Origin of the sequence: Sorangium sp. So ce281 (assembly GCF_051527395.1) — a bacterium.
In the GTDB taxonomy this organism is placed as follows: domain Bacteria; phylum Myxococcota_A; class Polyangia; order Polyangiales; family Polyangiaceae; genus Sorangium; species Sorangium cellulosum_B.
The window spans coordinates 3668079-3681439 of the sequence record NZ_CP150322.1; the positions used below are offsets into that span (position 1 = coordinate 3668079).

Annotated in this window: 11 protein-coding genes; 10 read left to right on the forward strand and 1 reads right to left on the reverse strand. The window is 72.4% G+C overall.

Translation table 11 applies throughout. The features are described 5' to 3' along the window. Positions 1-108: 108 nt before the first annotated feature. From WMF27_RS14010 to WMF27_RS14055, 10 genes are all read left to right on the forward strand, one after another. Complete coding sequence (locus tag WMF27_RS14010) at positions 109-1842, forward strand: fumarate reductase/succinate dehydrogenase flavoprotein subunit (protein WP_437768373.1); 1734 nt, start codon at positions 109-111, stop codon at positions 1840-1842. A 40-nt stretch (positions 1843-1882) separates the two neighbouring features. Next, on the forward strand, positions 1883-2167 hold the full coding sequence (locus WMF27_RS14015; protein WP_437768372.1) for a 4Fe-4S dicluster domain-containing protein: 285 nt from the start codon (positions 1883-1885) through the stop codon (positions 2165-2167). 21 nt (positions 2168-2188) lie between these two features. After that, complete coding sequence (locus WMF27_RS14020) at positions 2189-3184, forward strand: HEAT repeat domain-containing protein (RefSeq protein WP_437768371.1); 996 nt, start codon at positions 2189-2191, stop codon at positions 3182-3184. A gap of 4 nt (positions 3185-3188) precedes the next feature. Continuing rightward, positions 3189-4628 carry an ABC transporter substrate-binding protein gene (locus tag WMF27_RS14025; protein ID WP_437768370.1) on the forward strand — a complete coding sequence of 480 codons (1440 nt, stop codon included), beginning with the start codon at positions 3189-3191 and terminating at the stop codon, positions 4626-4628. After that, on the forward strand, positions 4625-5548 hold the full coding sequence (locus tag WMF27_RS14030; RefSeq protein ID WP_437768369.1) for an ABC transporter permease: 924 nt from the start codon (positions 4625-4627) through the stop codon (positions 5546-5548). Before WMF27_RS14025 ends, WMF27_RS14030 begins: the two co-directional genes overlap by 4 nt. Continuing rightward, positions 5545-6390 (forward strand): ABC transporter ATP-binding protein, encoded by an 846-nt coding sequence (locus WMF27_RS14035; RefSeq protein ID WP_437768368.1) that lies wholly within the window; start codon positions 5545-5547, stop codon positions 6388-6390. The genes WMF27_RS14030 and WMF27_RS14035 overlap by 4 nt, the downstream gene beginning before the upstream one ends. Positions 6391-6519: 129 nt before the next feature. Continuing rightward, positions 6520-6945, forward strand: coding sequence for a DoxX family protein (locus tag WMF27_RS14040; protein ID WP_437768367.1), 426 nt, complete (start codon positions 6520-6522; stop codon positions 6943-6945). Between the two features lie 396 nt (positions 6946-7341). Then, the gene (ftsH, locus tag WMF27_RS14045; RefSeq protein WP_437768366.1) at positions 7342-9129 is read left to right on the forward strand and encodes an ATP-dependent zinc metalloprotease FtsH; all 1788 of its coding nucleotides are present in this window, start codon (positions 7342-7344) and stop codon (positions 9127-9129) included. A 507-nt stretch (positions 9130-9636) separates the two neighbouring features. Continuing rightward, complete coding sequence (locus WMF27_RS14050) at positions 9637-10773, forward strand: D-alanine--D-alanine ligase family protein (protein ID WP_437768365.1); 1137 nt, start codon at positions 9637-9639, stop codon at positions 10771-10773. Then, the gene (locus WMF27_RS14055) at positions 10770-12095 is read left to right on the forward strand and encodes a GNAT family N-acetyltransferase (RefSeq protein WP_437768364.1); all 1326 of its coding nucleotides are present in this window, start codon (positions 10770-10772) and stop codon (positions 12093-12095) included. The genes WMF27_RS14050 and WMF27_RS14055 overlap by 4 nt, the downstream gene beginning before the upstream one ends. A gap of 28 nt (positions 12096-12123) precedes the next feature. Here the strand turns inward: WMF27_RS14055 and WMF27_RS14060 are convergent, their stop codons facing one another. Continuing rightward, positions 12124-13167, reverse strand: a complete 1044-nt coding sequence (locus tag WMF27_RS14060; RefSeq protein ID WP_437768363.1) for a serine/threonine protein kinase — start codon at positions 13165-13167, stop codon at positions 12124-12126. Between the last annotated feature and the right edge of the window lie 194 nt (positions 13168-13361).

The window sequence follows — 13361 nt, forward strand, 5'->3', positions numbered from 1 at the left end:
TGTGATGGGAGACGCCGGGCGTCCGACCCCGGCCGCTGGCCGTTGGCCATTGGGCCGAGAGGCGGTGGGGTCGTCGTGTGCGCGCGCCTGAAACCTTGAGGGCTTGTAATGGACATTCGCGTGACAGAGGCGGACGTCGTCGTCGTGGGCGGCGGCAGCGCAGGCTCCACTGCAGCGGTGGAGGCGCAACAGCGGTTGCCCCGGGGGAGGGTGGTCCTCCTCGAGAAGGCGCATATCAAGCGGAGCGGCGCCATCGCGATAGGCATGGATGGGCTGAACAACGCCATCATCCCAGGGCACGCGACGCCGGAGCAGTACGTGAAGGAGATCACGGTGGCCAACGACGGCATCGTGAACCAGCGCGCCGTCTATGAATATGCGCGCAACAGCTTCGCGATGATCCAGGAGCTCGACTCCTGGGGCGTGAAGTTCCAGAAGACGCGATCGGGCGATTTCGACGTCAAGAAGGTCCACCACAACGGGAGCTACGTCCTCCCGATGCCCGAGGGCTACGATCTCAAGAAGATCCTGACGCGCATGGTCAAGCGCGCCGGCGTGAAGGTCGTCAACCGCGTGATGGCGACGCGGATCCTCGTGACCGACGGCCACGTCGCCGGGGTGATCGGCTTCGACACCCGGGAAGGACAACTCGAGATCATCAAGGCGAGGGCGGTCATCCTGTGCTGCGGCGCCTCGGGGCGGCTCGGGCTGCCGGCGTCGGGCTACCTCCACGGGACGTACGAGAACCCGTCGAACGCGGGAGACGGTTACTCGATGGCGTACCACGCGGGCGCCGAGCTCTCGGGCATCGAGTGCTTCCAGGTGAACCCGCTCATCAAGGACTACAACGGTCCGGCGTGCGCGTACGTGACAGGCCCGCTCGGCGGGCACACGGTCAACGCGCGCGGGCACCGCTTCATCGAGAGCGATTACTGGAGCGGGCAGATGATGCTCGAGTTCTACCGGGAGCTCCACTCCGCGAACGGCCCCGTGTACCTGAAGCTCACCCACCTCGCCCCGGAGACGATCACCGAGGTCGAGCGGGTCCTGCACCAGACGGAGCGCCCGAGCCGCGGGCGCTTCCACGAGGGGAGGGGGCACAGCTACGCGAGCGATCTCGTCGAGATGCACATCTCCGAGATCGGCCTGTGCAGCGGGCACAGCGCGTCGGGCGTCTGGGTCAACGAGAAGGGCGAGACCACGGTGCCCGGGCTCTACGCCGCCGGCGACATGGCGTGCGTGCCGCACAACTACCTGCTCGGCGCGCTCACCTACGGGAAGATCTGCGCCCAGAGCGCGCTCGATTACCTCGAGCGCGCGCCCGCGGTCGAGCCGCTCGCCGCCGCGGTCGACGCCGAGCGGGAGCGCATCCTCGCCCCCCTCTCTCGACGAAGCGGCGTGGCGCCGCACCAGTACGAATACAAGGTGCGGCGCCTGGTGAACGATTATCTCCAGCCGCCCAAGACGGGGAACAAGATGACGCTCGGGCTCGAGTACTTCCTGCGGGCGAAGGAGGAGCTCGAGGAGGTCACCGCGGAGAGCCCCCACGAGCTCATGCGGGTGATGGAGTGCCATTTCATCCGCGACTGCGCGGAGATGGCGGCGCGCGCGTCGCTGTACCGGACCGAGAGCCGCTGGGGCCTCTACCACCACCGGCTCGATTACCCCGAGATGGACGACCGCAATTGGTTCACGCACGTGAACCTGAAGAAGGACGAGCGCGGCGAGATGGTCGCCTTCAAGAGGCCGGTGGAGCCTTATCTCTTCCCGATCGACGACGGCGAGCGCGCGGCCTACCACCGGCTGCGCATCCCGGCCGAAGAGCAGCGCGCGTCGGTCTGACGAGCGCCCGAGAACGCGAGAACACGAGGTCAATCAAGCGATGGGTCACCTGCTCAACCGCGAATCCGTCAAGGCGCAGCGCGCCAGGTCCGTGGGCCACGCCGAGGCCGCCGTGCGGCTCGATCTGCCCGTCGTCGTCGACGAGGCGTCGTGCATCAAGGGCTGCCGCATCTGCATCGACTCGTGCCCGGTCGATTGCCTCGCGATCGATCCCGAGACGAAGAAGGCCCGCATGGCCTACGACGAGTGCTGGTATTGCCTCGCGTGCGAGATCGATTGCCCCAAAGAGGCCATCACCGTGAAGATCCCCTTTCTCATCCGATAGCGACACCACGGCAGAGACGACATGACACAGCCTTCGCTCGCGCAGGATCTCGAGGGCATCCTCGGGGATCCCGACCCCGGCGCGCGCCAGCTGGCGCTGACGCAGATAGAGGATCTCTCGGATCCGGAGATCCTCCACCCCCTCATCGCGGCGGTCCGCGACGAGGATCCGACGGTGCGGGCGCTCGCGCTCGGGCACCTCGAGGATCTCGGCGACGCCCGCGCGGTGCCGGCCGTCGTCGGGGCGCTCGACGACGAGGACGCCCGCGTGCGGGAGGCGGCCGCCACGGCGCTCCGCGAGATCCGCGGGGCGGACGCCGCCACGCACCTCATCGACGCGCTGGGGCACCCGCGCCCGTTCGTCCGCACCTCGGTGATCGTGGCGCTCCGCGAGATCCGCGACCCGCGGGCGCTCGCGCCCCTCGAAGGGGCGCTCGGCGACCCGGATCCCGAGGTGCGGCGCGAGGCGGTCCTCGCCCTGGCCTACCTGCGGCGGCCCGAGGCCGCGCCGGCGCTCCGCCCGAGCCTGCGCGATCCCGACGCGCGGGTGCGGCAGGTCGCGATCGGCGCGCTCGAATCGCTCGGCGCGCCGGGCGAACCCGCGCTCGTCCAGGACCTCGTGGGGCTGCTCTCCGATCCGGACTGGCGGGTGCGGGTCGAGGCCGCCGTCGTGCTCGGCCGCTCGGCGCACGCCCTCGCGGCGCCGCACCTCCGGAGCGCGCTCGACGACCGCGCCTGGCAGGTCCGGAAGGAGGCGGCGCTCGCGCTCGGGCGGCTCCGGGCCGCCTCGGCCACGGAGGACCTGGTCGGGCTGCTCGGGAGCGACCTCGCGGATCTGCGCAAGGCGGCCGCGCAGGCGCTCGGCGAGATCGAGGCGGCGGCCGCGGAGGCGCCGCTCCGCCGGCTGCTCGGCGACGCCGACGTCGAGGTGCGGAAGGCGGCGGGCCGCGCGCTCGAGGCCATCCGGGCGGGGATCGGACGAGGCGACGAACGACATGGGACCTTTGCGAGGGATTGAACCGATGACCAGGGCACTCCGCGCGCTCGCCTTCCTCAGCTTCCTCGCGGCGGTCGTCGCCGGGCTGTCGTGCAAGCCCGAGGCGAAGCAGACGATCCGGATCGCGATCGGGACGCAGGACACGACCATCAATTGCGCCACCGGCGGGCTGCTCATCCGGGAGCTCAAGCTGCTCGAGAAGCACCTGCCGAGGGACGGCAAGTACAAGGACGTCACCTACGAGATCGAGTGGAAGGACTTCACCTCGGGGCCGCCGCTGACGACCGAGATGGTGGCCGAGAAGCTCGATATCGGCGCGATGGCCGACTTCCCCGGCGTGCTGAACGGCGTGGCGTTCCAGAAGCAGGGGAGCCGCAGCCGCTTCATCGCCACGCTCTCCGGGAGCGCGCTGGGGAGCGGCAACGGGATCGTCGTGCCGAACGACTCCCCGGCCCAGGGCCTGAAGGACCTCAAGGGCAAGCAGATCTCGGTGCCGTTCGGGTCGTCGGCCCACGGCATGCTGCTCCGGGCGATCCGCGATCTCGGCTGGGACCCGGACAGGGACGTGACGCTCGTCTCGCAGTCGCCGGAGGTGGGCGGCTCGTCGCTCAAGGCGAACAAGATCGACGCACACGCGGATTTCGTCCCGTTCGCCGAGCTGTTCCCCTTCCGCGGCTTCGCCCGGAAGATCTACGACGGCTCCAGCGTGAAGGTGCCGACGGCGCACGGCGTGCTGGTGCGCGAGGCGTACGCGGAGAAATACCCGGAGATCGTCGTGGCCTTCCTCAAGGCGGCGCTCGAGGCCGACCGCCTGTTCGCGGAGGAGCCCGAGAAGCACAGCGAGCTCATCGAGAAGGTGACCGGGGTGGACGCCGAGGTCGCCTACATGTTCCACGGCCCGCTCGGCATCCAGACGCGGGACTTCACGATCAAGCCCGAGGTCCGCCGCGCGCTCCAGGTGGCGGTCGACACGCTCACGCTGCTGAAGCGCACGGACACGACCCTCGACGTCGGCGCGTTCGTGGACGACCGGTACATCCGGCGCGCGGCGGCGGAGCTCGGGCTCGACTACGAGGCGCGGCTCGCGAGCTACGCGAAGCTCCCGCTGTCCGGGAAGGACGCGCTGTCCGGGGAGCCGATCGCCGAGCCGACGCTCGTCGCGCAGATCTGGGTCGCGGGCGAGCCGAAGGTGCGCGCGTACGCCAGCCCGGGCACGGCGCTCGCCGCGCTCGGGCAGCTGACGACCGAGGGCAAGGAGATCCGCGCGGTGTTCGTGCACGATCGCGCGAGCGGGGTGAAGCTCCTGGCCGATCGCGCGTGGTACGCGAGGCGCCCGGACGGCGGCCTGTCGGCGTTCCTGGCGAAGGAGGACGCGGAGCGGTGGGCCGCGGAGAACGGCGCGGCGGTCGTCGATTTCGCGGCCCTGCGGGCCGAGCGCGCGAAGCTCACGGCGGCGGCGCCATGACGATGATCTCCGAGCGCAGCGCGCCGGCCGGGGCGGAGCTCGCCGGCGGCGCGGCCTTCGCGCCCGCCCCGGCGAGCGCGGCCCGGCGGGGCGCGCCGTCGCCCGCGCCGGGTCGCGCGCCCCGCGAGGGGCGCCCGCGCCGCGACCTCCGCCGCGCCTTCCTGCGCGCCCTGTCCGTGGCGGCGTGCATCGGCCTCTGGCAGTGGGCGTCGATGGCGCGCGCGGATCTCGGCGTCGTCACGTTCCTCAACGTGCCCGCGCCGACCGACGTCCTCGCCGCGGCGCGGGAGCTCTTCGCCTCGCCGAAGCTCTGGCAGCACCTCGGGAACAGTGTGTTCCGCGTCCTCGCGGGGTTCGCCGCCGCGGGCGCCACGGGGGTCGTGCTCGGGCTCCTCATCGGCAGGTCGCGGCTTGCCGAGGACACCCTGCTGCCGCCGCTCGAGATCCTGCGCCCCATCCCCGGCGTCGCCTGGCTCCCGCTCGCGATCCTGATGTTCCCGTCGGCCGAGCTGAGCATGATCTTCATCACGTACATGGGGGCGCTGTTCCCGATCCTGATCGCGACGATCCACGGCGTGGGCGCCCTCGATCCGCGGCTCATCGCGAGCTCCCGCAGCCTGGGCGCGCGCCCGCTCCGCCTGTTCCTCGAGGTCGTCCTGCCGGGCGCGCTGCCGAGCATCGTCACGGGGATGAGCATCGGCATGGGGACGTCCTGGTTCTGCCTCGTGACCGCCGAGATGATCGGGGGGCAGTACGGCATCGGCTACTTCACCTGGGAGTCGTACAACTTGCAGCGCTATCCGGACATCGTCCTCGGCATGCTGCTCATCGGCCTGCTCGGCATGCTCAGCAGCGCGCTCGTCCTGCGGGCCGGCGCGTGGCTCACCCCGTGGCAAGAGCCCCAGGAGAAGGGCCGATGACGCTCGACGCGAACCGCGCGGCGCGCCGGGAGAGCCCGGGGGGCGCCGTGGAGATCCGCGGCCTGTCCGTGGCCCTCGGGACGGGCGCCCGCCGCGTCGAGGCGGTGCGGGATCTCGACCTCCGCGTCGAGGGCGGCGAGCTCGTGAGCCTCCTCGGCCCGTCCGGGTGCGGGAAGTCGACGATCCTGAACGCCGTCGCCGGGTACGTGGCGCCGGAGCGCGGCAGCATCGTCGTCGGCGGCGAGCGGGTCGAGGGGCCGGGGCCGGCGCGCGGCATGGTCTTCCAGCAGAGCTCGCTGCTCCCCTGGAAGACGGTGCTGAACAACGTCGGCTTCGGCCTCAAGGTGCGCGGCGTCCCCGAGCGCGAGCGCCGGGAGGCGTCCCGGCGCCTGCTTTCGCTGGTCGGGCTGTCGGGGTTCGAGGACGCCTATCCGGCGCAGCTCTCCGGCGGCATGCAGCAGCGCGTGGAGATCGCGCGCGTGCTGATCACGGAGCCGCGCGTCGTGCTGATGGACGAGCCGTTCAGCGCGCTGGACGCCCAGACCAGGCTCTCGATGCAGGAGCTCTTGCTCGACGTCTTCCGCCAGGTGCGCACGACGGTGCTGTTCGTCACGCACGACATCGACGAGGCCATCTTCCTGTCCGACCGCATCGCCCTCATGACCCGCCGCCCCTGCCGGGTCGGCGCGGAGATCGCGGTGCCGTTCGAGAGGCCGAGGACCGCGGCGATCGTGGGCTCCGGCGAGTTCGCGGCGATCAAGCGGCGGTGCCTCGAGGCCCTCCGCGACGAGCGCGCGGCCGCCGCGCACCGCCACGACCTGGAGGCCCAGACGAGCGCGTGAGGCGCGGGCCGGCGCGCCGTGCCGGGCCGCGGGGGCCCGGCGCCTCGGGGCCGGCGGCTCCGGCCCTCTCGTACGCGCTTGCTGTCCCGGGCGTTCCTCCTTACTACCGAGCCGAGAGGAGTGATCCAGATGCTCAAGAGATTCCTGCGGGTAACCGACGTGCCGTTCTCGGCCTCGGTCGGGCTGCTCGCGCTGCGCGTCGTTATCGGCGTCGCGTTCATGTTTCACGGCTGGGGGAAGATCCAGGCCCCCTTCAGCTGGATGGGGCCCACCGCGCCCGTTCCGGGGTTCTTGCAAGGGCTGGCCGCGCTCTCGGAGTTCGGGGGCGGCCTTGCCTGGATCCTCGGCCTCCTGACGCCGGTCGCGTCGCTGGGCCTCGCCGCCACCATGGCCGTCGCGGTCGCGGTTCACGTTTCGAACGGCGATCCGTTCGTCGCGATGGGCGGACCCTCCTACGAGGCGGCGGCGGTCTACCTCGGCATCTCGGTTGCGCTCCTCCTCGTCGGGCCGGGGAGGCTCTCCGTCGACGCGGCGGTCTTCGGGACGAAGCGCTGAGCCTACGGGCGCGCCCTCGCGCGGTCCGCGCGAGGGGGTCGCCGCTCGAGCTCGCGCGCCGGAGCTCTCAGCCCCTCTCTCCTGGTTCCTGCTCCACCGGCGACCTCATCCCGAGAAGGGGGCTATCAGGCGAGCTCGTCAATCCGCGAGCGGCGGGCTCGTCCATCGATCCTACCAATCCCCTCACCATTGAATCGGCGTTTGTCCTGCCGCTGGCCGTTCTCCGTATTCCGTTTTGCGGGGCTGCCATCCTTTCACAGGTTTCTACGGCTCAGATCGTCAGAATGATTGCAGAAGGAACTTCCTGAGGTCCGTATCCTTGCTAGACCTGAGATCCGCTCCGGCCCGACGCCGGGGCAGTAAGGTGGCGCAGCAGTGAATTCCTGGTTCTTGCAGGTGAGTAAGCGGCTGGGGCCCGCGGGGCGCCGGCTCTGGGTGCTTGGGTTCATGGGGGTGGTGCTCGCGGTCACGCTCGGGCTCGCGCTGCGCGCGGCGCGCGAGTCGTCTGTGCAGCGCACGGCGACGTACACCGAGCTCCTCCAGATCGCGCAGGCGGGGCAGGCGACCGCGGTCGAGGTGAGCGGGGATCACTTCCTCGTGCGTCAGGCGGGCGGCGTCGCGGTGACGGCCGTCGTCGACGAGCCGACGCTCCGGCAGGAGCTGGTCTCCCGGTTCGCGGGCGCCGGCGCCTCGGTCGACTTCGCCCCCCGGGAGGATCCGTCGCGCGCGGCGTCCGCGGTGCTCCCGGTGATCGTGCTGACCGCGGTCGGCTTCGCGCTCTTCACGGTGAGCCGGCGGCGCAGCCCGAAGGTCTTCTCCGACGTGAAGGCCGGGGCCGCGCGGGCGGCGGTGCGCTTCGCCGACGTCGCGGGGATGCACGAGGTCAAGCAGGAGCTCGCCGAGACGGTCGAGTTCCTGAAGAGCCCCGATCGCTTCGCGCGCCTCGGCGGCCGCCCGCCGCGCGGCGTGCTGCTGACGGGCGAGCCCGGGACCGGCAAGACGCTGCTCGCGCGCGCCGTCGCGTGTGAGGCGGGCGTGCGGTTCCTCTCGGCGTCGGGGTCGAGCTTCCAGGAGATGTTCGTCGGGGTGGGCGCCTCCCGCGTCCGCGCGCTCTTCGCCGAGGCGCGCAAGTCCGCGCCGTGCATCGTCTTCATCGACGAGATCGACGCCGTGGGGCGGGCTCGCGCGAAGGGGCACGGCGACTCCGCCTCCGCGGAGCACGACCAGACGCTGAACCAGCTGCTCGTCGAGATGGACGGCTTTGACCACGAGACCGGCATCGTGGTCATCGCGTCGACCAACCGCGTCGACATGCTCGACCCGGCGCTGCTCCGGCCGGGGCGCTTCGACCGCAAGGTCACCGTGCCGCTCCCCGACGTGCGCGGCCGCGAGGAGATCCTCAACGTCCACGCCGGGCCGATCCCGCTCCAGGGGGAGGTCGATCTCAGCTACATCGCCCGCGGCACGCCGGGCTTCTCGGGCGCCGACCTGGCCAACCTCCTGAACGAGGCGGCCATCCTCGCGGCCCGCGAGGGCGCCGACGCGGTGGACCCGACGCACATCGACCGCGCGCGCGACCGGGTGCTCATGGGGCTCGAGCGCAAGGGGGTGCTCGTCGACGAGGACGAGCGCTATGCGACCGCCGTCCACGAGGCCGGGCACGTCGCGGTCGGGCTCCTCGCGCCGAGCTGCGATCCCGTGCACAAGGTGTCGATCCTGCCGCGGGGCCGCGCGCTCGGCGTCACCCAGGCGCTGCCCGAGAAGGATCGGCTGATGTACCGGAAAGAGTACCTCGAGGATCAGATCTGCATGCTGATGGGCGGCCGCGCCGCCGAGATGGTCGTCCTCGGGACGATGACGGCGGGCGCCTCGGACGACATCCAGCGCGCCTCGACGATCGCGTGGAAGATGGTCGCGGAGCTCGGCATGAGCCACCTCGGCCCCATCTGCGTCGGCGACGGGCACCCCTCGCGGAGCCCGGCCCTGCTCGACCGGGTCGACGAGACGGCGCGGGCGCTCACGGAAGCGCAGCTCTCGCGCGCCATCGAGATCGTGAGGTCCCGGCGCGGCGAGATCGAGGCGCTCGTCAGGGCGCTCCTCGAGAAGGAGACGCTCGGCATGGACGAGATCCAGGCCTGTTTCCCGGCCGATCGCAGGCCGCGCCCCGAAGGCCAGGCCGCCTGACCGACGGAGGCTCGAGGACGCCGGAAAGGGAAGTCCTTTTCAGGCGTCCTCGGCGGCAGGCCGCCCGCCCGCCGCGAGCGCGTCCGGCGCTCTCCCCATCTCGCCGCCGGACTCGACCCTTCCCCCCCTGCAGCCCAGCCGTCTCCTCTCGTCTGCGACGAGCCCACGCGTGTGGCCGGCGTGTGAAGAGCCTGTTGTCCGAGATACGTTGTGCTCGGAAAGCTCGTTTTCCGGCCACGCGCGCCGGATCCGATCCGGCGCGGGGGCGTTGAGCCGCGGCGCGTCGCGCCTTCCTTTCCGTCCGGAATGGCCAAATCTCCCCTTGCGATTGCCGGGCAAGCTGGTGAAGTGTGGCCACTTGCATGCGTGGACTTCGTTTCGTTCGCGTGTCTCTCGACAGGCCACCCTCTCCGCCTTCGCCAATCGCCAGACCGCTCTCCGGCCGCTCCCTGAGCCCGGCGCAGCCGTCGCGGGCGCTCCTGCCCCGCGTAGGCCCGGAGGCGCGCGGTGCCTGAGCCTCGGATACTGATCCTGTCCAACAGAGATCCGGAGGAAGCCGTCGACGAGCCGCCACTCGCGCAGCGGGTGGGGAGCGGGCGGCTCCGGCTCGGTCGCGAGGACGGCAGCGCGGTGGTCGCGGAGAGCGTGCTCGCGGCCCTCGCCGCGGCCCCGGGCGTGCGCGTGGCGCACCGGCCCGTGCTCCGGCCGAGCGAGGTGCTCGCGGCCATCGGCGACCATCGCCCGGACGTGATCTTCAACCTGTGCGAGGCGCTCGACGGCGACAGCCGCCACGAGGTCATGTGCGCGTGGCTGCTCGCGGGGCTCGATCTCCGCTTCACGGGCAGCGATCACGTCGCGCTCCGGAGCTGCCTGCACAAGGCCGAGGCGAACCGGATCCTCGCGCGCGCCGGCGTGCGGGTGCCGGCGACGGTGCGGGTCGAAGGCCCGGATCGCATCCCGGAGGTCGCATTCCCGGTCATCGTCAAGCCGGAGCGCGAGGACGGCTCGATGGGCATCGATCGTGGCTCGGTCGTCCACGATCGCAGGGCGCTCCGCGATCAGGTCGCCGCGGTCGTCGCGCAGTGCCGCCAGCCGGTGGTGGTGCAGCGCTACGTGCACGGGCGGGAGATCTCGGTCTCGCTGCTCGGGTGGCCGACGCCGCGCGTGCTGCCGCCCGGCGAGGTCACGTTTCAGGGCCTGCCGGACGGGCACCCGCACGTGGTCACGTACGAGTCGAAGTGGCGCCCGGAGACCGCCGCGTCGATCGGGACGCCCTCCTCGGCGGCGGTGCTGCGGCCGCTCGAGCTGCGCCGGGTCGTCGCCGCGGGCCGCCGCGCGTTCGAGGTGCTCGGGCTGCGCGACTACGGCCGCGTGGACGTGCGGCTCGACGAGCGCGGCGCGCCGCACGTCATCGACGTCAACCCGAACTGCGATCTCTCGCCGGACGCCGGCTTCGCGCGGGCGGCGGCGCGCGCCGGCCTGTCGTACGCCGACGTCGTCTGGGAGATCCTCCGCGCGGCGCTCGCCCGCGGCGCGCGCCACGACGATCTGCTCCGCGCGCGGGGCCGCGCGCCGGCGCTCGCCCGCGCCGCGGCGCGCTCCGCCGCCCGCGGCGCCCTCGCCGCCGCGCCCGAGGCGCCGTGATCACCCGGCGCGGCCTCCGCGCGGAAGATCGGCCGCTCATCGCCGCGCTGCTCGAGTCGGTCCCGGCGTTCACCGACGACGAGCGCGCGGTGGCGCTGGAGCTCGTCGACGTGGCGCTCGGCCAGCCCTCGACGGACGGTCATGGCTACCGGTTCGTGCTGAGCTTCCAGGGCGGCGACGGGGCGCCGCGGCTCCTCGGGTACCTCTGCTACGGCCGCACGCCGATGACGCAGTCCACGTACGACCTGTACTGGATCGCGACCTCGCCCGATTTCGCCAGGTCGGGGGTGGCGCGGGGGCTCGTGGCCACGATGGAGAGCGAGATCGCGCGCGAGGGCGGCGGCCTCGTGCGCGTGGAGACGGGCAGCCGGGAGGGGCACGGCGCGGCGGTGCGCTTCTACGACGCGGTGCAGTTCACGCGGGCCGCGGTCCTCGCCGACTTCTACGCGCCGGGCGACGATCTCATGATCTACACGAAGCGGGTCGCCCAGGCGCGCGCCTCGGCCGGCGAGGCGCCGGCGCGCGGCGACGCGCCGCTTCCGGGCGAGCCTGCGCTCTACGACGCGGCGTTCGGCTACCGCGACTACGCCGCCGAGCGCAACTTCCTGCTCGCGTGCGCGCGCCGCTTCGGCGGCCGCCCGGTGCAGCGCGTCCTCTCGTGGGCCTGCGGGCCCGCGCGGCACCTGGAGGCGTTCGCGGAGCTCGGCGTCGGCTGCGCCGGCGCGGACGGCTCGGCGGCGATGATCGCCTTCGCGGAGCGCGCCGCGTGCGCCCGCGGCGCCGGGGCGGGCATCCGCTTCTCGTGCGCGGAGCTCGACGAGCGGCCGGACGTCGCGCCGGTCGATCTCTCGTTCGTGCCGCTCTCGGCGATCCACCAGCTGGCCACGCCGGCGGCGCTCGAGCGCCACCTCCGGCTCGCCGCCTCGCTCCTCCTGCCGGGCGGCGTCCACGTCATCGAGGCGACCCACCCCGCCGATCTCACGCCGTCCGGCGTGAACAGGACGGAGTGGACCGAGCTGCGCGGCGAGCAGTCGATCGACGCGCGGTTCCGTATCCACATCGAGCGGTCGACGCCCGAGCGCGTCGTGCCCGTGACCCTCGAGGTGGTGTGCTCGGCCCGGCGCAACGGCGGCGCGCCGAGGGAGCTCTCGTCGATCCGGCAGGAGGCGACGTGGTACGTCCCGGACCTCGCCGGGTGGCGGCGCGTCGCGGAGCGGGTGCCGGAGCTCTCGCTGGTGGCGACGCTCGGCGACTTCAACGTCGACGTCCCGTTCGAGCACGCCGCGGCGTGGCGGCTGATCCTGGTGCTGAAGCGCCTCTGATCGGCACGGCGCGGCTGCGCCCCGCTGGTCAGTTCAGGTCCCAGAAGTACTTGCCCCCGCTCGGCGGCGGCTCGTCCGCGGCGCCGCCGGGGCCGCCCGTGTCTCCGTCGCGCGTCAGCTGGAGCACCTCCTCGAGCGCGCTCGCCTCCTCGCGCCAGTACGCTTCCGTGCCGAAGTGCGGAAAGGTCCTCGGGAAGATGGGGTCGTGCCATCGCCGCGCGATCCACGCCGCGTAGTGGATCATGCGGAGCCCTCGGAGCGGCTCGATCAGCCCGAGGGTCGAGCGGTCGAAGCGGCGGAGCTCCTCGTAGCCCTCGATGAAGAGCTCGCGCTGCTGCCGGGCGGCCTCGTCGCGGCCGGGGAGGAGGAGCCACAGGTCCTGCACGGCGGGGCCGACGACCATGTCGTCGAAGTCGAGCACGCGGAGCGCGCCGTCGCGCAGGAGCAGGTTGCCCGGGTGCAGATCGCCGTGGATGCGGTGCACGTCGACGCCGCGCAGGCGCTCCTCGGCCGCGTCCGCGACGGCGCGCGCGGCCGCGAGGTACCGCCGCTCGACGGCCGCGGGGATGAGCTTGCGCTCGACGAGCCAGCCGAGGTCCTCGCGCGCGTAGGTGTCGGCGGAGAGCCGGACGCGGTGCTCGGCGGCGCTGGCCGCGCCCACGTTGTGGATGCGGGCGGCGAGCCTGCCGAGGCGCACGAACAGCTCGTCGCCGAGCTCGTCGGGGGCGCGGCCGCCCATGCGCTCGAAGAGGCAGTACGGGATGTGGTCGATCTGCTTGAGCGTCTCGCCGTCGGGGAACGGGCGCGTCGGGCAGACGGGGATCTCGGCGTCCGCGAGCTCCGCGAGGAACCGGTGCTCCTCGAGGATCTGCTCCCGCGTCCAGCGCCCCGGCCGGTAGAACTTGGCGATGACGCGGGTGCGATCCTCGCGCTCGACCTCGTAGACGCGGTTCTCGAACGAGTTCAGCGGGTAGCAGACGCGGTTGCAGTGGACGCCCGCGGCCTCGACGGCCTCGATCACCTTGTGCGGCGTCAGCGACAGGAAGAGGTCGGTCGGGGTGGTTGTGCTCATGGTGGGGAGAGTTGAGCACCGACCGGCGTCGCGCTCGACGAGAACTTTCGCCGCGCGCTCCTGGAAGCCGTCGCCGCGCGGCGAGCGCCGTTACTGAGCGGCGAGCGCCGTTGCCGCGCGGCGAGCGCCGTTACTGAGCGGCGAGCGCCGTTGCCGCGCGGCGAGCGCCGTTGCCGCGCGGCGAGCGCCGTTAC

Coding starts and splice junctions, on each gene's coding strand:
- WMF27_RS14010 (WP_437768373.1), top strand. CDS start 109: ATGGACATTCGCGTGACAGAGGCGGACGTCGTCGTCGTGGGCGGCGGC.
- WMF27_RS14015 (WP_437768372.1), top strand. CDS start 1,883: ATGGGTCACCTGCTCAACCGCGAATCCGTCAAGGCGCAGCGCGCCAGG.
- WMF27_RS14020 (WP_437768371.1), top strand. CDS start 2,189: ATGACACAGCCTTCGCTCGCGCAGGATCTCGAGGGCATCCTCGGGGAT.
- WMF27_RS14025 (WP_437768370.1), top strand. CDS start 3,189: ATGACCAGGGCACTCCGCGCGCTCGCCTTCCTCAGCTTCCTCGCGGCG.
- WMF27_RS14030 (WP_437768369.1), top strand. CDS start 4,625: ATGACGATGATCTCCGAGCGCAGCGCGCCGGCCGGGGCGGAGCTCGCC.
- WMF27_RS14035 (WP_437768368.1), top strand. CDS start 5,545: ATGACGCTCGACGCGAACCGCGCGGCGCGCCGGGAGAGCCCGGGGGGC.
- WMF27_RS14040 (WP_437768367.1), top strand. CDS start 6,520: ATGCTCAAGAGATTCCTGCGGGTAACCGACGTGCCGTTCTCGGCCTCG.
- WMF27_RS14060 (WP_437768363.1), bottom strand. CDS start 13,167: ATGAGCACAACCACCCCGACCGACCTCTTCCTGTCGCTGACGCCGCAC.